Here is a 22,600-nt window from a genome sequence, read left to right as displayed (position 1 = left end):
ATTCGTCGTCATACTTACCTTCCCTACTGCCACATTAGGAACCGATTGGTTCCAATTCTAGTTGAGGTAACTAAAAATACAAGTAAATTTTGACCGCGTGAGTTCAAGGCCCTTACAGCAGATCTCATCCCGGATTTGCTGAACACTATTCTCCTGCAGAAATATCCATTTGATTATTAATGAATTATTTGAAAAAAAGCACATGTATTAATCATACGTTTTAACCTTCTGTGCGGCATCGTGAACAAACAGGCGCAACGTTACGATTAAATTTGTACTTTAAAGTACAAATTTAATCGTAAGGACAAGTTATGAGTACAGCATTTCGGGGAAGAGCGCCTAATACATCAGGGAAATCGCACTTGATAAAGTCATGCTGACCTGCCCCCAGTCCAGTATTAGATACAACGCTCAGTTAGTAATGTCGGTTTGTTTACCTACTAATTTTCCATTTCTCCAGCTTGCTGCAAATTCAGCCGGCGTCTGGTATTACAGCGATGAAAGAGGTCTGGACTCGTTATAGTCCTGCCGCCAGTCATCAATGATTTTCCGGGCATAAAGAATATCACTGAACCAGTGTTCATTCAGGCATTCATCCCGAAAGCGACCGTTGAAACTCTCAACAAATCCGTTCTGCGTTGGCTTACCTAGCTGAATAAGTCGCAACGCACACCATGCTCAAAGGTCCATTGATCGAGTGCGCGGCTGGTAGACTCCGGGCCCTAAACAGTTCTTATTGTCGCCGGATAACCTCGAAAGAGCGCGATGCTGTCCATAATACGCGTGACCTGAACGCCTTCGTTCGAGCGCCAGTTCTGTGATACGGCTTGATAAATGTGCATCAGCCGCCGGCCGCTGAGCACCATAACGGCAGGTCGACAGGGATAATCCTGTAAGCCTGCAGGAACGACGTTGCGACAGACCAGTCGCATCACATATAAATACTACAGCTTCCCGCTTCTGGTCCGTCGTCAGTACTTTCGCCCCAGATCCACCTGAAGTGCCTCCTTTTCAGCATGGTTTCGGCAAGCAGCTTCCCGAGTCTGGCGTTCTCTTCCTCAAGCGACCTCAGGCACTAGACCTCGGGCACTTCCATACCGCCATATTTCTTACGCCAGGTGTGATGGTAGCGTCGGAAATGGCGTGTTTACGGCACAGCTCACGAGCAGAAACCCCGGCTTCAGCCTCGCGGAGAATACTGATGATCTGTACATCGGAAAAACGCTTCTTCATGGGGGCCTCATGTGACTTATGAAGACATTACTAACATCGCGGTGTGATAATTAACGGGGAGCAGGTCAGCGCCCGCAAAACTTACCACTGGCGCAACCCTCATACCGGAAAAGAGTATTCGCTGGGCAATGCCTCACGCCGGGAAGCGATTGCTCAGGCTATTGAAGCTAACCATTATCTTGACCGGAATTATGTTCCCTCCGCCCTTTTGAATAAATTACAGGCGTGCCCAGTAATGACAGTGTCTGAATGGATTTCAGCTTATGAAGCAATCCTTGTCAGATGCAACGTAAAACCGGTCACACTGCGGCTGCGTAAATATCAGCTAAACGCGAACGGAAAATCTCTGGGTGGCCTGGCAATGACCGCAGTCACGACCCGCGATATTGCCCTGTGTCTGGAAGTCTATGTCACCGAAAATAAGCAGACAATGGCATCCATCCATGAAATCCGCAGTTTATCGGGAAGGTTAAATGAAGCACATTAGGGTGAGGTGTTTACACAGCGGCTACTGGGTCAAAAGAATCTCGCGATGACACAGAAGTATCCCGATCTCCGTGGCGATGAGTACGTACTGGTATGATTCATTTGTAATTTCGGACAATTTTCGGACATTTTCGAACAGGCGAAAATCTGAACTTGCAAATCATGCCGTTGTGGATATGCTATATACATATCATATACGTTTCATATAAAGGCCAGCCATGGGTATCGTCAAAATTTCGGATTTAATGCATGAGAATCTGCGCATCGCCAGCACGGCGCTCAGTCGTTCGATCAACGCGCAGGCGGAGCACTGGATGAAAATCGGCATGCTGGCCGAACTTTATCCGCAGCTCAGCCATCAGGAACTGACACGCCTGCTGATGCGGGTCGAACGTGATGGCGGCGCTGAACTGGCGCAGCTGCTTGACCAACCTTCCTTTATTCCGCAGGGAATCGCGCAATGAGTATTAAACTGCATACCGCTGAAGAGATTGAACGGGCGCGCGCCGCCGGTCACGCCGCCGCCAAAGTTTTGGAGATGATCGCGCCCTGGGTGAAACCCGGCGTTACCACCGATGAACTGGATCGCCGCTGTCATGACTATATTGTCAATGAGCTAAAGGTCATTCCGGCTAACATTGGCTATCAGGGTTACACCCGTACCGTTTGCACCTCGGTTAATCACGTGGTGTGCCACGGGATTCCGGGCGAGAAAAAGCTCAAAGACGGCGACATCGTCAATATCGACGTGGCGGTCATCAAAGACGGCTGGTACGGCGACACCAGCCGCATGTATTTCGTCGGTCAGCCTTCGGTACGCGCTAAGCGCCTGGTTGACGTGACGTATGAATCAATGGTGGCAGGCATTCGGGTGGTGAAACCCGGTGCAACGCTGGGCGATATCGGTGCGGCTATTCAGCAGGTCGCCGAAAAGGCCGGGTTTTCCGTGGTCCGCGAGTATTGCGGTCACGGCGTTGGCGAGATCTACCACGGCGATCCACAAATCCTGCATTACGGCACGCCGGGCCAGGGGCTGGCGCTGCAGGCTGGCATGATTTTTACCATTGAGCCCATGATTAACGCCGGTAAAGCGGGCACCAGCGTGCTGTCCGATGGCTGGACGGTGGTGACCAAAGATCGCTCCCTGTCCGCGCAGTGGGAGCACACTGTTGCCGTCACGGATACCGGCTTCGACTTGCTCACACCCTGGCCGGAGGGGACCGGTGATTACGCCGCGATCGTTTAACATCTGCCAATCGTCCAATCTGTGATCTCTATTGTAGTACAATCAAAATAGATTGTACTACACTGCTTACTCATGACGATTTATATCGCTCATGTGCAACATCACTATCGGCATAGTTAATGCTGCCGCGTGGCCGAAATAAAATGATTTTTATTTTTCGGCTGCACTTCATTTATTGCTTAGCAAGCGAAACAGATCATTCATGACATCGCTACCCTTGCGCCCGTCTGCCGGCGCGGAGTGGCGTAATGCTGCGTGACGAGGTGGATATGATAAGTTCCGATGTTTCTGGTTCTACGTTGAGTCAATTAAATAAGCGCATCATCCCGTTTATCGTGATCTGTTATTTTGTCGCTAATCTCGATAAAACCAATATCTCTATCGCTGCGCTGCAAATGAATGCCGATCTCGGGCTTACCACCAGCATGTACGGCCTCGGTGTCGGCATGTTCTATATTTCCTACATTCTGTTTGAAATTCCCAGCAATGTCATTATGACCAAAGTCGGCGCCCGGCGCTGGATAGCGCGCATTATGATTACCTGGGGTATTGTCAGTACCGGCATGGCGCTGGTTCATAGCGCCAATCAGTTATATGTGATGCGTTTTTTACTCGGTATGGCCGAAGCCGGTTTTGCGCCGGGTATTATCTATTATATTTCCTGCTGGTTCCCTAAAAGTAACCGCGCACGGGCAATGTCTTTCTTTTATATGGGATCGGTGGGCGCGTCGATTATTGGTCTGCCCATTTCCGGTGCCATTCTCAATATGCATGGCATTGCCGATATCGCAGGCTGGCGCTGGCTTTTCGCGCTGGAAGGCATTCCCGCAGTGGTGCTTGGTTGTCTGGTGCTGTGGCGCTTACCCGATAAGCCCGACGATGCTGTCTGGTTAACTACACCGCAAAAACACTGGCTGCGTCAGCGCCTCGAACAGGACAATCTGGGTGTTACCCTGAATAAGAACCACTCCTGGCTGCAGGCATTAAAAGATCGTACGGTGTTATTGCTTAGTCTGGTGTGGTTTTTACAGGCGTTCGGTTCCATCGGCATTACGCTGTTCATGCCGTTGATTATTAAAAGCATGGCCGCAGAGCAGAGTAATTTTATTATCAGCCTGTTATCCGCCCTGCCCTTTGTGATGGCCTGCGTATTTATGTATTTAAACGGGCGCCATTCCGATCGCAGCGGTGAACGCGCCTGGCATATGGGCTTGCCATTAATTTTATCGGGCCTGGCATTAACCGGCGCGATTTATTCGGGCAGCCTGCTGCTCGCCTATTTTTTGCTGGTCTTGACCGTCGGGCTTAACTTTGCCCTGACGCCAATATTCTGGGCCGTGACCACAGAAAAATTAGCTGGCGTAGCCGCTGCGGCATCGATTGCCTTTATCAATACGGTGGCAAACTTTGTCGGACTGGGTTTACCGCCGCTGCTGGGAAAAATGAAAGATGCGACGCAAAGTTATCAATCAGGATTGCTGATTGTGGCGATAGCGCTAATTGCCGGCGGTATTCTCGGTATTATTATCGCCCGTCCATCGGGCGGTGCCGGTGCCAGCAAAACCCGCGCGCCGCATGCCGAAACCGGGCACTGAACGTGATTACGGCCCGCCAGCGGGCCTGACACTGGCCATCGCCTCGATCACCTCAGTCATACGCTGAATCACCATCTGCGCCGCCCGCGATAGCTGGCGCGACGGCGCAGTACACAGCGCCAGGGTCAGCGGTCGCATCACGCTGTGCCTGAGCGGTACAAAGCAGAGCTGGTTCTCCTGCACCTCGGTCATCACGTCCAGCAGGCTCAGCACGCTGATGCCGGTGCCCTGCGCAATCAGGCTGCGAATCAGGCGGATGTCATTACAGGCGATAATGTTTTCCGGCGCCAGGCCCTGCTTGCGGTACAGCGCATCGACACGTTCATGGACCACCAGCGCGGCACCAGGCACAATGTGTCGCTCATGACTGAGTTCGCTGAGCGACAGCAGCGGCCTCGTGCTGAGCGGATGGTCAGCGGCCATCACCACGCCCATCTCCAGTTCGGCAAACGCCAGCACTTCCAGTCCGCTCTGCCCGGCGGGATCGAGAATCAGGCCAAAATCGATTTCCGACTGGCGAATCATCTGGCTGATGCGGTGGCTGTTGTCCACCGTCAGCTCCAGCCGCAGCCACTGATGCTGGCGTGCGATATCGGCAATGGCGTCTGCCACGCTGCCTTTGGTCAGGGACTGCACCAGCCCGGCCGTGACGTTACCGCGCTTGAGTCCCTGAATATCATCGAAACGCTGCCGCGTGACGCGAAACTCACGCTGCCAGCGCATCACATCGTCATACAGCAATTCTCCGGCGGTGGTCATGCGCAGCCCTTCCGGCAGACGTTCAAACAGCGGCGTACCAAAACTCTCTTCCGCCTGCAGAATCTGCCGGTTAATGGCGGAAGCGGAAACGTGCAGTTGCTCAGCGGCTTTGCGCAAACTGCCGCTGCGCGCCACTTCGGCAAAATAGACGGCAAAGCGGGAAAACGGGCTCATTGCTCACCTGTACGGTTTTTTGCAACACCTGGCTGCATTCTTGCTGATGGATTTGCACAGGCAAGCATATTAACAATGTCCTGACAAAAATGAAGCCTTCTATTACGCCTTGTGTGAGCACCTGACAGGACAACAGCATGAATAACATTACGCCTCCCGCACACTGCACGTTTGAACCTGATGACTGGCTGCGTCTGGCGCGACAGTGGCATCCGGTTGCCCGTTCCTGTGATATCGCCGGCGCACCGACCAAAGCGGTGCTGCTTGACGAGCAGCTGGTGCTGTATCGTCTGCAGGGTCAGGTGGTAGCGGCACGCGACGTTTGCCCGCATCGTGGCGTCCCGCTGACGCTCGGTTTTCATGATGAAGAGGGTATCGTCTGCCCTTATCACGGCTTGCGCTTCGGTGCCGGTGGACGCTGCAATCGCATCCCGTCCAGCCCCGATCAGCCGATTCCGGCCAAGCTCAATCTGATCAGTTACGCGGTGGAAGAGCGCTTTGGTCTGATTTGGGTGTGCCTCGCGCCGGACGCTGACCAGCCCGCGCCGCTGCCCTCCATGCCGCACTGGGATGATGCCGGTTTTCAACAGATCAACTGCCCCGGTTTTGACGTCAACGGCTTTGCCGGACGCCAGGTGGAAGGTTTTCTGGATGTGGCGCACTTCGCCTGGGTGCACACGGAAACCTTCGCCGATCCCAACAACCAGGTAGTACCTGCCTATAACCCGGTCGAAACCGAGACCGGTTTTGCCGTGGATTACTGGAGCTCAGTGAGTAACTTTGCCGCTGACAGTCCGCAGCAGGCGCCGGAAGGATTTAGCTGGCTGCGTCATTTCGAGATGCATCTGCCGTTTACCGCCACGCTGACCATTCATTTCCCCGGCGAATCGCGCCTGGTGATCATGAATGCCGCGTCGCCAGTATCGGCGCGCAAAACGCGCATGTTTGCGCCCATCGCGCGTAATTTTGACCTGCACATCCCGGTCGAAGAGGTGCACGCCTTCAATCAGCGCGTGTTCGAAGAAGATCGCCTGATGGTGGAAACCCAGCAGCCGGAGCGTTTGCCGCTCGACCTGGCTCTGGAAGCACATATTCCGGCCGATCGCAGCTCCATTGCTTATCGCCGTGGCCTGAAGCGCATGGGCTTCGGCGAATTTTTCCTGGTGTAAGGAGGCAACGATGAGTGATCTGCTGAATGTGGTGGTGGATGGCCTGTATCGTCAGGGACGTCACAATCTCAGCGTCACGCTGGTGGCGGAAAATGGCCAGCCGCTGCCGGACTGGCAACCGGGTGCGCACATTGATGTCCACCTGCGTGATGGCCTGATACGCCAGTACTCGCTGACCGGACGCTGCGACGACGCGCGCGGCTATCAAATCTGTATTGCCCGCGACGGGCAATCACGCGGGGGATCACGCTACGTGCACGACACGCTGCGCCCCGGCCAGACGATTGCGATTTCGCCACCGCGCAACCTGTTTCCTCTGCTACCGGCCGCTAAAGTCATTTTGCTGGCGGCCGGAATTGGCATTACGCCGCTGTACGCCATGGCGCTGGCGCTGGAGGCCGCCGCCGTGCCTTTTGTGCTGCATTACTTTGTGCGCCAGCGCGGTGATGAAGCTTTTGCCGCCGAACTGGCGCAGCGTTTTCAGCATGGATTTTGTGAAATCTGGTACAGCAGCGAAGGCCGCAGCGCCCGTGATTATCCACCGGCGGAACTGCTTGATGCTGCCGCCGACACGCATCTGTACCTGTGCGGACCGGAAGGGTTTATGACGCACATGCAGCAGCAGGCGCTGGCGCGCGGCTGGGACAGCGCCAATATTCACGCTGAAGCGTTCAAACCTGTCGCCCGCACGGCTGGCGCGGAAGAGGGCTTTACCGTGACGCTGGCACGCAGTGGGCAGCAATGTACCATTCCGCCTGACAAAACCATTGCCACGGTGCTGCTGGAGCATGGCGTGGACGTTCCGCTCTCCTGCGAGATGGGCATGTGCGGCGCCTGCCTGACGCGGGTCACCGCCGGAGAGATCGATCACCGCGATACCGTGCAGTCTGACAGCGAAAAAAGCGCCCCGGAGCAGTATATCGCCTTGTGCTGCTCGCGCAGCAAATCGGCGGAACTGGTGATTGATCTCTAGGGCGCGCCGCAGGATGACTTAATCCGTGCCGGAAAGCTCAGGTTCCGTGCGCAGCACAATGGCTTCTTCTGCCGCCTGTGGCAGCAGCTGCAGCAGCCTGCTGGCCATCTGGCTTTCCTGCTGCAGGATGCGCCGCACGATCCTGACATCCTCCCCCTCTTCCGCCTGCTCTGCGGCCACCAGCAACGTCGAGTAGGTGGCGATTTTATAGTTACAGAACACGTAGCTGCTGACGGCCACACGGATGCCCTCTTCATCCTGCAGCATGTCGCTGGCGGCCTGACCGACCGCCGACATCCGGCCTAACGACTCCTTCAGCACCGACCAGCTGCTGTCATACTGGCGCAGCAGCGTTTTCACCTGCTGCTGCTGTTCACGACTTTGCTCAAGATACTGCTCAAGGCGCGTCTGCAACGCGGGATGCTCCGTCAGGCGCAACACCGCCGCTTTCAACAAGCTTTCCGCGTGTTTTTCCATAGCATGCGCATCGCGCAGCCAGTCCAGATACACAGATTCCTTCGTCATGTTTCGCTCCAAAGTAAAGTGACACCGGCCAGGCACATCAGCCGCGTTGGATGCTCGTCACTGAGCCGGCAGCACGCTCTTACCTCATCGCTTTCAGGCTGTTTATCTGAAAATAAGCGAAGCGCTAATTAAGTCCAGGCGAACAACTTAATTAAACGTAGCAAGTAAGCGCAGCTGTGCAAGAAAGGTTTTTAAGAATTGCGACAGCGGATAATTGTCATAACCTCATCGAATCACATTAGCGGCGCTAAAAGAATGCTTCCCTTTATGAAAGTAAAATGTTAACAATTCCACCCCAGATGTTTTGCCGGAATAAATCAGCTGGAATTGACTCATAGTTAAACAACCAACGTGCTGTAAATTAAAAGTTAAGATTATTCCTGGCTTGATTATGGTAAAAACATCGCTACATTTATTTTTGCTTCATGCGGGTATGAACTGAGAGGAAAAAAATGAAGGATCCAAAGAAGAAACCTGAAGAGGAAGAAAAAGTGACGCAACGTCGTGGGGGTTCAGGCAACTTCGCAGCCGATAAGGAGCGCGCGGCTGAAGCAGGCCGCAAGGGTGGTCAGGTCAGTGGTGGTAACTTTAAGAACGATCCACAGCGTGCCATTGAAGCCGGCAGGAAGGGAGGAAAGATCAGTCGTCGTAAATAAGACTTTCCCCTCTTAATACTGATTTAACCTCGATAACCTTTGGCACCACACTCTCCTGACATTGAGTTTACGCTTCGCTTAAATGCGTGATAAACCTTGTCAGGAGAGTAATTTTCTCGCTGGAAAACAATTAATCGATCAAATCTTCAGCGATCCGGCAGCATTTACCGCTTCGCTTATAATGCCTCAATTGCATCGTTTATTTACCACGAATTTAAACTATTGCTTATTTAACTAACAAATCCGCAGCGGCTATATTTGTACAAGCCACACAGACTTGTACACTTTTATTTAAGCGGTTTTTATTACCTGCGCTGATATATACACAAGCTTACAATTAGCTAACTCCGCATTATTAAAGGGATAATTGCATCTGCGATGCACCTTACCGGGGTTAATCCGCCGCTATCCACTTGATATCCCCTCTGTTTTAGCTAAATTCTCCCTTCAGGCTCACACACGCGTCGTTTTACCCTGACGCTAAGGAAACCCATGAACGCTGAACTCAATGACTGTATCGCGCTGTGCTATCGCTGCGCGACCGCCTGCGACCACTGTGCAGCGGCTTGTCTGCTGGACGCTGACGCCAGTGAGATGAGCGTCTGCATTAGCCTGAATCAGCAGTGCGCGGCGTTGTGTCGCGTAACCGCCCAATTGCTGGCTGCCCAGAGTGAACTGAGCGAGCAGCTCTGTACCATCACGTCGATGGCCTGTCAGCTGGCTGGTTGGGAGTGCCAGAAGCACCAGCATCCGCACTGTCAGACCTGTGCTGAAATTTGCCTGCAGTGCGCAGATAGCTGCATGACGGTGGGCATGGCGGAATAACGGATTGAGGTACCGGGAGGGCGGTGGCAGGTCGCCAGTGCGGTGACTGGCGACCTGGCTTAATGATCCTGCATCACCAACCCGCCATCGACATACAGCGTCTGGCCGGTGACAAATTCGCTCCATGCTGATGCCAGAAACAGCACCGGCCCGGTGATATCCGCAGCGCGCGCCAGTCGACCGAGCGGCGTTTGCGCTGTCAGCGCATGGCGTACCGCTTCTGGCGTATGCTGACTGGCATCGGTGGGATACACCAGTCCCGGCGCCACGCAGTTCACCCGAATACCCAGCGCCCCCAGCTCAGCCGCCAGCGTCCGGCTAAAGCCCGTCAGCGCGGCTTTTGCGGTGATATAGTCGTGATAAGCCACCGCTGGCCGGGCGATTAAATCACTCACCAGATTGATGATACTGCCGCGCGCGCGGCGGCGCATCAGCGGCAAGGCCGCCTGACACATGTTGTAGCAGGCGTTCACTGCGCCATCAAACTGCGTCTGGTAAGCGGACCAGGACGTTTCCCAGAAGCGCTGGCGCTGGTCCGGATCGAAGCGATAAGGTGCGAAGGCATTGTTCACCACCACATCCAGTCGGCCGGTAGCGGCCTCGATCTGCTGCATCATATCGGCTACCTGTGCGGCACAGGTCACATCGGCGGCAATCGCCAGTGCCCCCCCGCCCTGTGCTTCACAGGCCGCCACCACCTGCGCAGCGGCGTCGTGATTACGTAAATAGTTGACCACGACAAATGCGCCTTCGGCGGCAAAGGCCTGGGCAATGGCGGCGCCAATACCGCGGCTGGCGCCGGTCACCAGCACGGTGTGATTGCTGAATTTCATTGCGTTTCTCCACGCCAGCTCAGTCAAGATAGGGCGCATAGTGTTCAGCGGCGGTTTCCGCCGCCTGTTCGATTTCGCACAGGGTGACCAGATCCAGCAGGCTAAAACGGCCATCGTGATGCCAGCCCGCCTCCGGTGAAGTCATGTTACCCAGCGCCGTGATGCGCGTGACGCCCGCCGCACCGAGCTGCGCCGCCAGCCGAAACAGCACCTCGGGCGCGGCCGCGAGGCCAACGCTTTGCAGATACGCGCGCTGCGCGGCCACCCAGTTTACCGTCTCCTCCAGCGTATCCACGGCAATCACCTTCAGCGTACGTCCGAGCGCGCCCGGTTGTAACGGCTCCGGCTTGTCGACGTACACCACCGCCCAGGCATCGTGCTCATCGCCGTACAGCGTGCGGTCACCGCTCAGCGCATGCATTTCCTCCGCGTTGCGCCACGCGGCCACAGCCTGACTTTCACCCAGCGTTAGCGTCGCGCGCGGATAGCGCTGTGCCAGCGCGGCAAGTTCATGGGCGAGGTAAGTAGCAAACTCCTGCGGCGTCACCCGGCCGCCGCGCTCAATAAACAGCGCCTGCGGCGAGTAACAGCCAGCCTGGTCATAGCGCATCACATCGTAAGCCACCTGACGCGCCAGCGCCGTACCGCGCCGCACGTCCAGCGCCGAGCGCGCCACCATGCCAAAACTGATTTTGTGGCCGTGCGGCAGAAAGCGCGTGGCTGGCGGCAGACGCCGCTGCATCGCCGTCAGCGCGGCTTCTCCGCCATAAGCCATCACCACGTCTGCCTCGCGGAACCACTGCTGCTCAGTGCGTTCATCACCGCCCTGCCACCATACAACGGCCAGACAGTCGCCCAGCTGCGGATCGATCTCCGCCAGCAGCTGGGCGAACCAGCCCGCCATCAGCGGCTCAGCGCTCGCCACTTTGCCCACGCTTCCCGCCTTCACCAGCAGGCCGGCAATCAGGCTCCACAGCGGCAAACCCGGCACATTGCCGGCCCAGACCTGCAGCAACAGCTGTGGACCAAACGCGCGGGCAAAGCCGCCTTTTGGCCGCGGCTGAAAATCGTCCAGCATCTGCACGTTGCCGAAATCCTCCGCCAGAAAACGCCGCAGCTGCGGTTCACGGAAGGTTTTGAGATAGCCGGTTAAACCGAGCCGCAGCATCCCGGCGTCATAGCCGGTAACCAGCGGCAGCAACCGCTCCGCCTGCTGGCGCAACGGGTGCGAACGGTCAAGCAGGCGCGCGATGGCTTCATCAATCAACGCGGTGATGCGCGCTACGCTCAGGGTGTGCAGGTAGCGGCGCGCGTTATCGCGTACGCTGGCCGCCAGCGTGGCAATCTGCGCCTCGGACAGCACCGGCACGCACACTTCCAGCGTGCTGCCCTGCTGGCCAAAGTGCAGGCTGTGCCACGCCACCTCGCTGTGGCGGATGCCCGGCAGATGGCCGGCATACACTTTCATGCCCGCGCCTGCGCGGCAGCGAGAAACGATTCCATCGCCAGCGAGCAGCCTTTGGCATCCGCGCCCGCGACGCGGCCCAGCAACTGAAAACCGCCGGGCACCATCACGCCGGCATCTTCGGTCAGAATCGCGGAAACAGAATTGAAATGGGCGAGATCGTGATGCACCAGTACGCCTGTCTCACCTTCCGGCACGTCCGCACCGGTCAGCGGGTTGACCACGCGCGTGCGGATCCAGTGCGGTCCGGATTTCACCGGCGGGCAGATTTCATTGCCGGCATCGTAAAACTGGGTGCTGAGTTCAGTCATGCCGTACATATTGATGCAGTGCGAACGCGGCACGCCGAGCGTCTGCTGCAGCGCGCTATAAAACGCCTCCGCCGCAACTTCACGCGACTGGCCCTTAAAACCCCCGGTGTCGAGGATGCGGCTGCCCGGCGGCAGCCTGAAACGCCGCTGCTGACGCGCCAGTTCGTCCAGCAGATGGACAAAACTGTAGCTGGCACCCAGCAGGGCATAGGGTTGGCCGCTGGCCTGCGCCTGCTCCAGCGCGGCGATCAGACGCGGCAGTTTCAGCCCCTGCGCATCCACCATCACTTCGCTGTCTGGCGTGCCACATTCTTGCATCGCCAGCGTCAGATAATGGGCCAGCGAAGAGTGCGGCAGCTCGCTGCTGTGCGGAAACAGGATCGCCATCGGCAGGCGCGGATGTCCGGCCATAAAGCGCTGGCGGAAATTGATCAGCATCGAGCGATCGTAAACCGCCAGCGTCGGGTGATAGCTGCGCCCCCGGCCGGTCCCCGTGGTGCCGCTGGTCATAAAGATGTGGGGAATCTCCGCCACCGGACGGCAGCTCAGCGTCAGATCTTTAAACGCCGTAATCGGCACCGCCGGAATCTGCCGCCACTGTTTTACCGTCAGCGGCGTGCGGCCGCGCTGGCGGGCGAAACGGGCGTAGGGAAGATTGTGTTCGAATTGCCACGCGAACAGCTGCAGCGCCAGCTGGTTGAAATCCGCTTCCGTGGTTTCCTGGCGCTGCATAAACGCCAGCAGCGCGGCGATGATTGACGCTTCGGTCATGAAGGTGCCCTCTTTGGACTGCGGCATAACGGCCTGCCAGGGCCTGAGAAATGCGCAGGATTCGCAGAAAGGCGCAAAGAGGGAATGAGGGCGTGCAGTGACCCCGGTTCCACATCCCTACGCCGGTATTAGCCGGATCAGGTTCAGAGGGTCACTACGTTGCCGGCCGTGACAGCCGCGCGGGTAGAATCTCAGCCCTCTAACAGGGCACCCCTTGGAACAAGCTGCATTCTGGGGTCGGAACGGAGGGCGTGTCAAGGCGGGAAGGCGCAGAACCCCCTCGCTTCAGCAACGCGATTATTAACGCGCAATATCACTCACAGGAGCGCGATCAGCCCGGCTGACGCAGGCAAAGCGATCGCTGAGCAGCGGATAGTTTTGCGCATCCGGCAGTTCAAAGTGCCACCATTCGGTGGGCATGCCGACAAAACCGCCGCCGAGCATGATGGCGTTCAGCAACAGGCGATGGCGCTGCGCCTGCTGCGGCACGTTGGGATGGAACGGGTGCGACTCAGCAGACATGTCGTCAAACCCGGTCCCCATCTCCAGAATGTTGCCCGCCTCATCCACCAGCGTCACATCGATCGCCACGCCACGGCTGTGATTCGAGCCCCGCGCCGGTGGCACCACATAATCCGCGTCGGGACAGGCATCCCACAAGTGCCACTGCGCCTGCTGCGGACGATACGCGTCCAGCACCAGCAGGCGGAACCCCGCCAGCCGGGCGATGTCACTGCTGCGGCGCAGCGCGGCGGCGGCATCCGGATGCAGCAACGCCTGCGCGTCGCGATAAATGGCATACCCGGCGATGTTATCGGCGGTGGCGTATTTCAGATCAAACATCAGGCCCGGCAAGGTGGCAGCCAAATCGATTAATTCAACGTCCTGCACTGTACATCATCCTGTTAATTGTTAGCCGGCAGCGTAAACGGCTGGCGCGGCAGCGTGGTGAGTCGCTCTGCGCCCTGTGCCGTGACGCGCACGGTTTCACTGAAGGCGAGGCCCTGCGCTGAAATATACATGTGAAACACCATGTTTTCCTCCAGTAACCACGGCGCCTGAGGATGAAAACAGCAGCTGAAATCGCTCGGACGCGGGGTGCGCGTATACAGACCCAGCGCATAACCGGTGATGTTGCTGTAATCCTCACGCAGCCCGGCGCTGAGCACCGCCTCACGCGCGACGGCATCCACCGTGCAGGCCGCAACGCCCGGCTTCATCGCCTGCAGCTGGCGATCCTGAATGGCGATCAGCTGTTGTGCCAGCGCCGCGCGCGCCGCAGAGATTTCACCGACAATCAGCGGACGCATCAGGCGCGCGCTGTAGTGCCGCACTTTTGGGATCAGCTCAACGTGCAGCACATCGCCCGCTTGCAGACGCTGCTCATGGCCGCTGGCATGCAAAAATCCGCTGTCGCCGCTGGCGATAACAATCGGTCCGGTTTCACCGCTGTCAGCACCGAGTCGCAGAAATTGTGCCGCCGCCAGCGCGGCGACATCACGCACGCGCCAGCCGCCCTGCACCTGCGCACTCAGCTGGGCCAGCGTGGCATCGGCAATGCTGGCGGCCTGGCGTAAGCTGGCGATTTCAGCCTGAAATTTAACGCTGCGCAACCGGTCGCTGATGCCGCTGACATCACACCAGCGCACCCCGGGCAGATGGCGCGCCAGCTGCTGCCAGCTATGCACCGTCATGCCGTAGGATGCATAATCCGCGCCCAGCCGCGCCCGCTGATAGCCGCGCCGCGTCAGGCTTTGCGCCACCGCCAGCCACGGATCGTCTTCATCGCGGTACGCGTCAATCGCCAGCTGCGGTGACTGCGCGCGGCACGGCGCGGCATCCAGCTGGCGCAACACCATCCACGGTTCGTCCTGCAACGGCACCAGACAGGCACGATAACGCGTTTCCGACACGGTATAACCGGTTAACCATGCCAGCAGTTCGCCATGATCGATCAGCATCACCTCAATGTCGGCGGCGCGCATGGCGCTGCGCAGCCGTGACAGCGCGTCGGCGATCATGACGCAGGTTCAACCGGCTGGCAGATGTCGAGGATTGCCAGCAAATAGATGCGCACCATATCGAGAAATTCACTGATCTCAACGCGCTCGTCCGGCATGGTGTTGTACTTGCCGCCGGGTCCGCACACGATGCCCTCCATGCCTGCATGCTGATACAGGTGCGCCGCATCGGTACCGTAGAAGGCGGGCGGCGTAATCACCCCAGTAGGCTGCGGCGTGCCGCGCACAGTCTGCCAGCCGCGATTAACCGCTTTAACGATTGGCGATTCCGGCGACACCTCAAACGGCAGCATGGTGGGTTTATCGCGCAGGCCGTCATCGAACAGCTGCGCCTGCAGGCCCGGATAGCGCTGGCACAGTGCATCCAGCAGGGCCTGCAGGTCGGCCAGCACGCCGTCCACCGTTTGCCCCGGCGCAAAGCGGGCGGAGCCTTTCAGGCGGACAAAATCCGCGACCTGCGGCGGCCGCCACTCCTGCAAATCACGCCCCAGCGCACCGTGTACGGTGCCAATATGACCACGGTTAATTTTGCGGTGTTCTGCGCTTTTCGCTCCGCTGAAGGTGATGTTATTGATCTGCGGAATCAGTTCGACCGCCGCCGCAATCGCGTCGACCGCCTCCTCACGCTTTGACAGATGGCGCGTATCGCCGGTCAGTTCAATGGTGAACATCAGCGAGCCGGCATGCATGGTCAGCGCCTGTAAATCCGTGGGTTCGGCATTGATGAAATAGTCGGCGCGTACGCCCTGCTCAATCGCCGCCAGCGTACCGATGCCGCCCTGTAACTCGCCGACCACGTAAGTGAGGATCACGTCGCCCCTGAGCTTCACGCCGGCATCAATCAACGTCTTCAGCGCGCAGAAATAGGCGGCATCGCCCGCTTTCATGTTAGAAACGCCGATACCGTAAATAAACTGATCGTCAATTTTTCCCGCCCAGGGATCGACGGTCCAGCCTTCGGTGACCGGGTTAGTATCAAGATGACCGTTGAACAGCAGGCTGTGGCCGCCTCCGCTGCCGGCCAGCCGCCCAATCGCGTTCAGCCGATCGCCGGCCACCGGCTGCAGTTCAGTCTCCAGCCCCAGCTGCGCCATCTGTTGTGCCATATAGCGGGCTAATTCGCGCTCGCCCTCGGTGGCACTGTAACTTTTGTGCTGCACCATTTTTGCCAGGAAAGCGAGGCAGTATTCACGATCGATGTGATGAATTAACTCTTCAGGGTTCATGCGCTTCTCGTTATGCCACGGATTGGGTTAGATCAGGGATGTGCACGGCATCAAGCAGTGCACGGGTGTAAGGATGCTGTGCCTGCGCCCGCATATTCTCGCCGGGCAGCACTTCCACCACATCGCCGCGATACATCACCGCCACGCGATGAGCGATCTGGCGGATGAGATTGAGATCGTGGGTGATGAACAGATACGCCGTGCCGTAGCGACGGCGCAGCTCCAGCAGCAGCTCGATGATGGTGGCCTGCACCGACACATCCAGCGCCGCCGTGATTTCATCGCAAATCACCAGGTCCGGCGGGTTAGCGAAGGCGCGCGCAATCACCACGCGCTGTTTTTGCCCACCCGAGAGCGCGTGCGGATAGCGGCTGGCAAATTCCGCGGGCAGCCGCACTTCCTGCAGCAGACGCGCCACCGCCTGCGCCTCGCTTTCTCCCGGTGGCAGTCCATACAGCCGCAGCGGACGGGCGATAATTTCGCCGACGGTCATGCGCGGATTGAGTGACGCATCCGGATGCTGAAAAATCATCTGCACGCGGCGGCGATACGCCGGGTCCATTTGCGCGCGGCCATATAACGTCGCGCCGCAGAAGTCGATGCTGCCAGTGAACGGCACCAGGCCGGTTATCGCCTTACCGAGTGAAGATTTACCCGAACCGGACTCGCCGACCACGCCGAGAATTTCACCCTGATGCACCGTCAGCGAAACCGCATTGACGGCCCGCGTCGTGTTCGCCTCCCGTTTCAACAGCCGATCGAGCACGCCGTGCTGGCCATAATCAATCGTCATCGCCTGCAGGCTGAGCAGCGGCTGACTGCCGGCCGCATCCGCGACCAGCCGATGCTGCGGATCCGGCACCGCGGCAATCAGTTTGCGCGTATACGGATGCGCGGGCGCGCTGAACAGCGTGCGCGTCGCGGCCAGCTCCACGATGCGGCCCTGCTCCAGCACGCATACGCGGTCGGCCACTTTCGCCACCAGCGCCAGATCGTGTGAGATATACAGCGATGCGACACCGGTCTCGGCGCGCAGTCGCTCGTAAAGATCGAGGATTTGCGCCGAGCTGATGACGTCCAGCGCCGTGGTCGGCTCATCAAAAATCAGGCAGTCCGGCTGGCAGGCAAAGGCGGTGGCGATCAGGATGCGCTGCTTCTCACCGCCGGAAACCTGATGCGGATAGCGCTGCATCATGCGTGCCGGGTGCTTCAGCTCGACATCGCGCAGCAGCGATTCCCCCAGTTGCTGCGCTTCGCGCGCTGACAGCCCACGATGACGGCGCAGCACTTCGGTGACCTGTTCACCCAGCGTCAGTGTCGGGTTTAGCGACGCGCTGGGATCCTGAAAAATCATGCCAAGCTTTTTACCGCGCAGCGCCATCAGTTGGTGCGCTGGCAGCTGCAGCAGGCTTTCGCCGTTCAGCCGGATATCACCCGCCTGCTCGCGTGCGTTACTGGCCAGCCAGCGCATGATCGCCCAGCCAAGGGTGGTCTTGCCGGAGCCGGATTCCCCCACCAGCCCCAGCACTTCGCCCGGCATCACCTGCAGGGTGATATCGCGCAGTACCGGCAGCGAATGGCCGCGCGCTAACGCATAATCGAGGCTGTAATTGTCCACCGACAGCACCGGGTTGTGCGGACTCTTCATTTGTGGCTCCCTGGATTTAGCACATCACGCAGGCCATCGCCCAGCAGGTTGAAGCCAATCGCCACCAGCGCGATAGCCAGACCGGGGATCATCATCATCCACGGTGCTTTAAAGAAATAACTGCGCGCTTCGGACACCATCAGCCCCCACTCCGGCTCGGGCGGCTGCGCGCCGAGGCCGAGAAAGCTCAGCGTGGCAAACAGCATGATGGCGAATGCCACGCGAATGGTGGCTTCCACGATGATCGGCGCGAGAATGTTCGGCAGCATTTCGCGCAGAATGATGTAGTAACCCGCTTCGCCGCGCGCGATGGCGGCGCTGATGTAGTCCTGCTGACGCGCCGCCAGCGCCACGCTGCGCGCAATGCGCACCATACCCGGCACGAAGGCGATAGTGATAGCCAGCACGGCGTTCATGCTGCTCTGCCCCAGGGTGCTGACAATCAGCAGCGCAAACAGCAGGCTGGGAATCGCCATCACCGCATCCATGGTGCGCATCAGGAATTCATCCACTTTGCCGCCAAGGTAGGCGCTGGCGGTGCCCAGTACTGAGCCAATAACCATCGCGAGCGCGGTCGCCAGCAGCGACAGCAAAATGGTGGACCGCGCGCCGACCAGCACCCGGCTGAAAATGTCGCGCCCCAGCTGATCGGTGCCGAACCAGTGTTCCGCGCTGGGCGGGCGATAACGCGTCAGAATCGAAATCGACTCCGGATCAAACGGTGCCACGTGCGCGCCGCCCGCTACCATCAGCAGCGCCAGCAGCAGAATCAGCACACCCGCCGCACCCTGCGGCGAGCGCAGTAATCGTTTCAGTATTTCAGGCATAGGAAATCCGCTTATCGAGCATGACGTAGGCCAAATCCGCGAGGAAATTCACCACGGCATAGGTTGCCGCGAGGATCATCACGCCGGCCTGAATAGTGGGCAGATCGCGCGCCTGTACCGCGACAATCAGCTCCCGGCCAATACCGGGAATGGCAAAAATCTCCTCCACCACCACAATCCCGCCCAGCAGATAGCCGACGTCGAGCGCCACAATGGTGATGGTGGGCAACAGGCCATTGCGCAGCGCATGGCGCCACAGGATGCGCCGGCGCGACAGGCCTTTCAGCCACGCGGCGCGAACGTAGTCGGTGTGCAGCACGTCAACCATTTCCGAGCGCACCATGCGCGAAACGTGTGCCACCAGAATCAGCGCAACGGTGATCGACGGCAGAATCAGGTGCTGAATACCGCTGATAAAATTTTCGCTGAGCGGCACGTAGCCGGTGGCGGGCAGAATCTGCCAGACATCGGCAAACAGCAGCAGCACCAGCGTGGCGGTGACGAATTCCGGAAACGAGATGCCCATATACGAGATCACGCTGACCAGCACATCGGCGGTCTTACCGCGCCGCACGGCCGCCCAGATGCCGAGCGGAATGGCGATCACCAGCATCAGTAACAGGGCGCACAGCGCCAGCAGCAGCGAGCGCGACAGCGCCGTCAGCAGCGTTGGCCCGACCGCCAGGCCATTGCGCATCGACACGCCAAAGTTGCCCTGCAGCGCCTGTGTCAGCCAGTGCCAGTATTGCAGCCAGGCGGGCGCATCCAGCCCAAGCCGCGCCCGCACCGCCGCCAGCGCTTCCGGCGTGGCGTTTTGTCCCAGCAGCGTGACCGCGGCATCAGCGGGCAGCAGTTGAGTGATGCCAAACACCAGCAGCGACACCACCAGCAGCGTGTAAATCATCAGCAGCAGGCGTTTAAGCAGGTAACTTGCTGTCACGGTCGCTCCTTACAGGCTGCGCTTTGGCGCGTTAGCGGTCAGCCAGACATGATCGAGGCGGAATACCGCACCGCGCGGATGCAGATGATAGCCCGCCACGTGCTCACGACTGGCAGCCAGCAAATCAAAGAAGGTCGGGATTAACGAGGGCACCTCGTCGTGCATCAGCTGCTGGGCTTTGCCGTACAGCTGGGTGCGCAGCGTTTCGTCATTGGTTTCGCGCGCCGCCATCACCGCACCGTCGAAAGCCGCATTGTTCCAGCGCGTTTCGTTCCACGCCGCTGTTGAGGTATAGAGCAGAGAAAACACCGCATCCGGCGTCGGCTGCATGTTGTAAAAGCCGACGTAGAAATTGCCCTTCTTCCACACCTGATCGAGATAGGTGCTGTGCGCCATGGTCTGCACATTGATACGGAAACCGCCCGGTTTCGCCATCTCCCGCAGGGCAATCCCTAGCTGGGTGCGGGTTGACGGCTTGTCTGAGGCGATAAGTGTTAAATCCAGCCCATTCGGATAACCGGCCTCCGCCAGCAGCGCTTTGGCTTTGCTGTAGTCCAGCGCTTTTTGCGTCAGCTGCGCGTAATACGGATAAGCGGCGTTGATTGGCGTGTCGTTACCCGGCGATCCCATACCGTCTGCGACAAAATCTACCGATGCCTGACGATCCACGCACAGCGCCAGCGCCTGGCGGACGCGCACATCATTAAAGGGCTTTTGATCGCAGCCCATGTTGACGTTAAGAAACTGACCGGATGCCACGCGCAGCGGCAGCACGCCCGCCGATTTGGCTAAGCGGGCGAACTCGCTCGACTGCGCACTCAGCATCAGATCGGTATCGCCGGCAACCAGCGCGGAGCTTTCAGCGATAGCGTCGGGATACACCACCACTTCCACGCCATCCAGATACGGCCGCGTGGCGTCGTAATAGTGCGGGTTGCGTTTCACCACAATTTTGCGTTCCGGATCGTAAGACACCAGCTGGAACGGCCCGGCCCCGAGCGAGGCGCTACTCAGCTTGTCGTACTGCCCCTGCGCGATATGCGCCGGGATAATTTTGGCATCCGGATAGGCCAGCATCACCGGCAGATCGGCATAAGGCGCCTCGGTCTCAATCAGGATGGTGTTGTTGTCTTTGGCGCTTACCGTTTTAATCGGGCCGATGTTGTGCAGCGCCGGTGAGGCGTTTTTCGGGTCCAGCAGTGCCTGCAGGCTGGCGACCACGTCCGCTGCGGTGAGCGGCGAACCGTCGCTGAAGCGCAGATCGGGCCGCAGCGTGAAGGTCCACTGGGTTAAGTCGTCGTTCGGCTGCCAGGACTGCGCCAGATCGCCTTCCGCTTTCATCGCCTGCGTCAGGCGGGTTAAGCCGCTATACAACAGCTCTGCCACCAGATATTCCGGATTAACCCGCACCTGATGGGGATTGAGCACGCTGACCGCCTGGTCAACGCTGATGCGCAATACGCCACCTTTACGCGGCGTGCCGCCCGGGGTCGCGCTGGCAACGGCGGCAGCCGAGGCACTGAATGACCAGGGCAGCAGCGCCGCTCCGGTCAGGGCGGTTGCACTGGCGATAAACTGTCTGCGGTTTAACCCTTTCATGGCGCACATCTTCTGTTCCTCGTTGGTTTATTAATTACCCTGGGTTGGCTGAAAATCATTGGCGAGATACGCCAGAATCGACTGCGAAAGTGCAATAACATCTGCCATCGTGGTGTATTCATCGGCGGCATGAATGCGGTTATCGGGACGGGCAAGTCCGCCCAGCAGAATTTCCTGAATGCCGGCCTGCTGTACCCAGCCCATATCCGAGCTGGTGGCGGATCCCCAGGCTTTGAATTCTGCTGGCGGGAAGCCGAAGCCCTGGCTGAGCGCCGCCTGCCAGCGCGGCCAGTGCGGACCGGTGGGATCGGCGACTGGTGCCAGATGGCCAATGAGCTGCAGCGTGACGTCGCTGGCGGCGCTGCCCTGCATCGCCTTATCCACGCACTGCGTCAGCTCCTGCCACACGTCGGCAAACGGCTCTTCCGGCGCATAACGGCGATTAACCAGCAGCTCAAAGCGTTCCGGAATGGTGGAGCCTTTACTGCCGCCGTGCGCGGCGGCCAGCGTCAGTAAGGCGGTGAGCGGCCGGCCCTGATAATGCGGCGGTGCGGGCATTGCCGAAACCCGCTGTTCCACCTCGTCTTTCAGCTGATACAGCGCATTCATCAGCGGAAGCGCAGCCTCAATAGCATTGATACCCTGCAGCGGATCGCCGGAGTGCGCCGAGCGGCCGCTGACGATAATTTTGATATCGATACTGCCAAAACAGCCGGCCCAGATGCGCGGCACCGCGCCACCGTTGAAGCTGAGCAGGTGACCATGGAATAACTGGTGCTCCGCCAGATAACGAATACCGGGATAAAGGCCACCTTCTTCATCGGTACAGAGTAAAAACACCGGGTTATAGCGCAGGTGGAGCTGATAGCGCTGCGCGGCCCGCACCGCAGCCAGCGCGGCCACGATGGTGCCTTTCATATCCGCGGCGCCGCGTCCAAACAGCTTGTTTTCCGCCACGCTGAGCGCCAGCGGCGGAAAGCGCCAGCCATCGCCGGCCGGAACCGTATCGGTGTGAAAGTAGAGATTGCAGTTTTCAGCCGCGCCGGCATCCAGCGCGGCCAGCAGATTCACCCGCTCGCCCTGGGCACTGCCGTCCGGCGCCTGCCACAGCGCGTCGGGCACCGAAACGCGCTGCAGAACAAAATGCAGCGGCTGCAGCATCGTGCTCAGCAGGTCGGCGAATGCTGCGTAACCCAGTCCGGGCGGGAAGCAGGTATCCACCGCCAGCATGCGTTGCAGATCGTCAAGAATCTGCGCCTGATCGTCGGCGATATAGGTCAGAGCGCGCTGTAGTGATGAATTTTCCCGCATAAACTGT

Annotated in this window: 21 protein-coding genes, 1 pseudogene and 1 riboswitch; of the genes and pseudogenes, 8 read left to right on the top strand and 14 right to left on the bottom strand. The window is 58.7% G+C overall.

All coding sequences use genetic code 11. The annotated features are described in order from the left end of the window. Nucleotides 1-411: 411 nt before the first annotated feature. Nucleotides 412-1,233 (bottom strand): annotated as a pseudogene (locus tag K7H94_RS19255) (integrase core domain-containing protein). 43 nt (nt 1,234-1,276) lie between these two features. Between K7H94_RS19255 and K7H94_RS19250 the strand changes: the two are divergent. The 4 genes from K7H94_RS19250 (at nt 1,277) to K7H94_RS19235 (ending at nt 4,560) form a co-directional block, all read left to right on the top strand. Beyond that, the gene (locus tag K7H94_RS19250) at nt 1,277-1,720 is read left to right on the top strand and encodes a phage integrase Arm DNA-binding domain-containing protein (protein WP_222952282.1); all 444 of its coding nucleotides are present in this window, start codon (nt 1,277-1,279) and stop codon (nt 1,718-1,720) included. A gap of 217 nt (nt 1,721-1,937) precedes the next feature. Next, nucleotides 1,938-2,183 (top strand): ParD-like family protein, encoded by a 246-nt coding sequence (locus K7H94_RS19245; protein WP_010615787.1) that lies wholly within the window; start codon nt 1,938-1,940, stop codon nt 2,181-2,183. Then, nucleotides 2,180-2,965 carry a type I methionyl aminopeptidase gene (map, locus tag K7H94_RS19240; RefSeq protein WP_150059739.1) on the top strand — a complete coding sequence of 262 codons (786 nt, stop codon included), beginning with the start codon at nt 2,180-2,182 and terminating at the stop codon, nt 2,963-2,965. The genes K7H94_RS19245 and map overlap by 4 nt, the downstream gene beginning before the upstream one ends. Nucleotides 2,966-3,234: 269 nt before the next feature. Next, nucleotides 3,235-4,560: an MFS transporter gene (locus K7H94_RS19235; protein ID WP_420874734.1), complete on the top strand. Its 1,326-nt coding sequence runs from the start codon at nt 3,235-3,237 to the stop codon at nt 4,558-4,560. Between the two features lie 6 nt (nt 4,561-4,566). Here the strand turns inward: K7H94_RS19235 and K7H94_RS19230 are convergent, their stop codons facing one another. Next, nucleotides 4,567-5,493: a LysR family transcriptional regulator gene (locus K7H94_RS19230; protein ID WP_021508717.1), complete on the bottom strand. Its 927-nt coding sequence runs from the start codon at nt 5,491-5,493 to the stop codon at nt 4,567-4,569. Between the two features lie 137 nt (nt 5,494-5,630). Here K7H94_RS19230 and hpxD point away from each other — a divergent pair, with 137 nt between their 5' ends. Both hpxD and K7H94_RS19220 read left to right on the top strand, forming a co-directional pair. Continuing rightward, nucleotides 5,631-6,662 (top strand): molybdenum cofactor-independent xanthine hydroxylase subunit HpxD, encoded by a 1,032-nt coding sequence (hpxD, locus tag K7H94_RS19225; protein WP_150059738.1) that lies wholly within the window; start codon nt 5,631-5,633, stop codon nt 6,660-6,662. A 10-nt stretch (nt 6,663-6,672) separates the two neighbouring features. Further along, a complete protein-coding gene (locus K7H94_RS19220) occupies nt 6,673-7,635 on the top strand; it encodes a PDR/VanB family oxidoreductase (protein ID WP_222952281.1) in 963 nt (320 codons plus the stop codon). 18 nt (nt 7,636-7,653) lie between these two features. Here K7H94_RS19220 and K7H94_RS19215 read toward each other — a convergent pair whose 3' ends face one another. Next, nucleotides 7,654-8,160 (bottom strand): YciE/YciF ferroxidase family protein, encoded by a 507-nt coding sequence (locus tag K7H94_RS19215; RefSeq protein ID WP_041387188.1) that lies wholly within the window; start codon nt 8,158-8,160, stop codon nt 7,654-7,656. A gap of 491 nt (nt 8,161-8,651) precedes the next feature. Between K7H94_RS19215 and K7H94_RS19210 the strand changes: the two genes are divergently transcribed. Next, nucleotides 8,652-8,816: a con-10 family general stress protein gene (locus tag K7H94_RS19210; RefSeq protein ID WP_010615780.1), complete on the top strand. Its 165-nt coding sequence runs from the start codon at nt 8,652-8,654 to the stop codon at nt 8,814-8,816. A gap of 492 nt (nt 8,817-9,308) precedes the next feature. Next, a complete protein-coding gene (locus K7H94_RS19205; RefSeq protein ID WP_058758661.1) occupies nt 9,309-9,641 on the top strand; it encodes a four-helix bundle copper-binding protein in 333 nt (110 codons plus the stop codon). 59 nt (nt 9,642-9,700) lie between these two features. Here K7H94_RS19205 and K7H94_RS19200 read toward each other — a convergent pair whose 3' ends face one another. The 11 genes from K7H94_RS19200 to K7H94_RS19150 form a co-directional block, all read right to left on the bottom strand. Beyond that, a complete protein-coding gene (locus K7H94_RS19200) occupies nt 9,701-10,474 on the bottom strand; it encodes an SDR family oxidoreductase (RefSeq protein ID WP_222952280.1) in 774 nt (257 codons plus the stop codon). A gap of 19 nt (nt 10,475-10,493) precedes the next feature. After that, nucleotides 10,494-11,942: an acyl-CoA reductase gene (locus K7H94_RS19195; RefSeq protein ID WP_222952279.1), complete on the bottom strand. Its 1,449-nt coding sequence runs from the start codon at nt 11,940-11,942 to the stop codon at nt 10,494-10,496. Further along, on the bottom strand, nt 11,939-13,021 hold the full coding sequence (locus tag K7H94_RS19190) for a LuxE/PaaK family acyltransferase (RefSeq protein ID WP_222952379.1): 1,083 nt from the start codon (nt 13,019-13,021) through the stop codon (nt 11,939-11,941). The genes K7H94_RS19195 and K7H94_RS19190 overlap by 4 nt, the downstream gene beginning before the upstream one ends. A 95-nt stretch (nt 13,022-13,116) precedes the next feature. Continuing rightward, nucleotides 13,117-13,246: riboswitch (TPP riboswitch) on the bottom strand. Nucleotides 13,247-13,321: 75 nt separating this feature from the next. Next, a complete protein-coding gene (gene ddpX / locus K7H94_RS19185; protein WP_104187734.1) occupies nt 13,322-13,912 on the bottom strand; it encodes a D-alanyl-D-alanine dipeptidase in 591 nt (196 codons plus the stop codon). Between the two features lie 14 nt (nt 13,913-13,926). After that, nucleotides 13,927-15,042, bottom strand: coding sequence for a M24 family metallopeptidase (locus K7H94_RS19180; RefSeq protein WP_222952278.1), 1,116 nt, complete (start codon nt 15,040-15,042; stop codon nt 13,927-13,929). Beyond that, complete coding sequence (locus K7H94_RS19175; protein WP_222952277.1) at nt 15,039-16,268, bottom strand: M20 family metallopeptidase; 1,230 nt, start codon at nt 16,266-16,268, stop codon at nt 15,039-15,041. Before K7H94_RS19175 ends, K7H94_RS19180 begins: the two co-directional genes overlap by 4 nt. 10 nt (nt 16,269-16,278) lie before the next feature. After that, a complete protein-coding gene (locus K7H94_RS19170) occupies nt 16,279-17,916 on the bottom strand; it encodes a dipeptide ABC transporter ATP-binding protein (protein WP_222952276.1) in 1,638 nt (545 codons plus the stop codon). Beyond that, nucleotides 17,913-18,743, bottom strand: coding sequence for an ABC transporter permease (locus K7H94_RS19165; protein WP_021508730.1), 831 nt, complete (start codon nt 18,741-18,743; stop codon nt 17,913-17,915). Before K7H94_RS19165 ends, K7H94_RS19170 begins: the two co-directional genes overlap by 4 nt. Beyond that, on the bottom strand, nt 18,736-19,683 hold the full coding sequence (locus K7H94_RS19160) for an ABC transporter permease (protein ID WP_021508731.1): 948 nt from the start codon (nt 19,681-19,683) through the stop codon (nt 18,736-18,738). Before K7H94_RS19160 ends, K7H94_RS19165 begins: the two co-directional genes overlap by 8 nt. 9 nt (nt 19,684-19,692) lie before the next feature. Continuing rightward, nucleotides 19,693-21,291 carry an ABC transporter substrate-binding protein gene (locus tag K7H94_RS19155; RefSeq protein ID WP_222952275.1) on the bottom strand — a complete coding sequence of 533 codons (1,599 nt, stop codon included), beginning with the start codon at nt 21,289-21,291 and terminating at the stop codon, nt 19,693-19,695. Nucleotides 21,292-21,312: 21 nt separating this feature from the next. After that, nucleotides 21,313-22,593: a M20 family metallopeptidase gene (locus K7H94_RS19150; protein WP_222952274.1), complete on the bottom strand. Its 1,281-nt coding sequence runs from the start codon at nt 22,591-22,593 to the stop codon at nt 21,313-21,315. Between the last annotated feature and the right edge of the window lie 7 nt (nt 22,594-22,600).

It is taken from the genome of Pantoea dispersa (assembly GCF_019890955.1).
GTDB classification, from domain to species: domain Bacteria; phylum Pseudomonadota; class Gammaproteobacteria; order Enterobacterales; family Enterobacteriaceae; genus Pantoea; species Pantoea dispersa.
This window is presented reverse-complemented; position numbering and strand designations above follow the sequence as displayed.

What these genes read in the sequence shown, in the direction of transcription:
- K7H94_RS19245 (WP_010615787.1), top strand. Translation starts at nt 1,938, where the DNA reads ATGGGTATCGTCAAAATTTCGGATTTAATGCATGAGAATCTGCGCATC.
- map (WP_150059739.1), top strand. Translation starts at nt 2,180, where the DNA reads ATGAGTATTAAACTGCATACCGCTGAAGAGATTGAACGGGCGCGCGCC.
- K7H94_RS19235 (WP_420874734.1), top strand. Translation starts at nt 3,235, where the DNA reads ATGATAAGTTCCGATGTTTCTGGTTCTACGTTGAGTCAATTAAATAAG.
- K7H94_RS19230 (WP_021508717.1), bottom strand. Translation starts at nt 5,493, where the DNA reads ATGAGCCCGTTTTCCCGCTTTGCCGTCTATTTTGCCGAAGTGGCGCGC.
- hpxD (WP_150059738.1), top strand. Translation starts at nt 5,631, where the DNA reads ATGAATAACATTACGCCTCCCGCACACTGCACGTTTGAACCTGATGAC.
- K7H94_RS19220 (WP_222952281.1), top strand. Translation starts at nt 6,673, where the DNA reads ATGAGTGATCTGCTGAATGTGGTGGTGGATGGCCTGTATCGTCAGGGA.
- K7H94_RS19215 (WP_041387188.1), bottom strand. Translation starts at nt 8,160, where the DNA reads ATGACGAAGGAATCTGTGTATCTGGACTGGCTGCGCGATGCGCATGCT.
- K7H94_RS19205 (WP_058758661.1), top strand. Translation starts at nt 9,309, where the DNA reads ATGAACGCTGAACTCAATGACTGTATCGCGCTGTGCTATCGCTGCGCG.
- K7H94_RS19200 (WP_222952280.1), bottom strand. Translation starts at nt 10,474, where the DNA reads ATGAAATTCAGCAATCACACCGTGCTGGTGACCGGCGCCAGCCGCGGT.
- K7H94_RS19195 (WP_222952279.1), bottom strand. Translation starts at nt 11,942, where the DNA reads ATGAAAGTGTATGCCGGCCATCTGCCGGGCATCCGCCACAGCGAGGTG.
- K7H94_RS19190 (WP_222952379.1), bottom strand. Translation starts at nt 13,021, where the DNA reads ATGACCGAAGCGTCAATCATCGCCGCGCTGCTGGCGTTTATGCAGCGC.
- K7H94_RS19180 (WP_222952278.1), bottom strand. Translation starts at nt 15,042, where the DNA reads ATGATCGCCGACGCGCTGTCACGGCTGCGCAGCGCCATGCGCGCCGCC.
- K7H94_RS19175 (WP_222952277.1), bottom strand. Translation starts at nt 16,268, where the DNA reads ATGAACCCTGAAGAGTTAATTCATCACATCGATCGTGAATACTGCCTC.
- K7H94_RS19170 (WP_222952276.1), bottom strand. Translation starts at nt 17,916, where the DNA reads ATGAAGAGTCCGCACAACCCGGTGCTGTCGGTGGACAATTACAGCCTC.
- K7H94_RS19165 (WP_021508730.1), bottom strand. Translation starts at nt 18,743, where the DNA reads ATGCCTGAAATACTGAAACGATTACTGCGCTCGCCGCAGGGTGCGGCG.
- K7H94_RS19155 (WP_222952275.1), bottom strand. Translation starts at nt 21,291, where the DNA reads ATGTGCGCCATGAAAGGGTTAAACCGCAGACAGTTTATCGCCAGTGCA.
- K7H94_RS19150 (WP_222952274.1), bottom strand. Translation starts at nt 22,593, where the DNA reads ATGCGGGAAAATTCATCACTACAGCGCGCTCTGACCTATATCGCCGAC.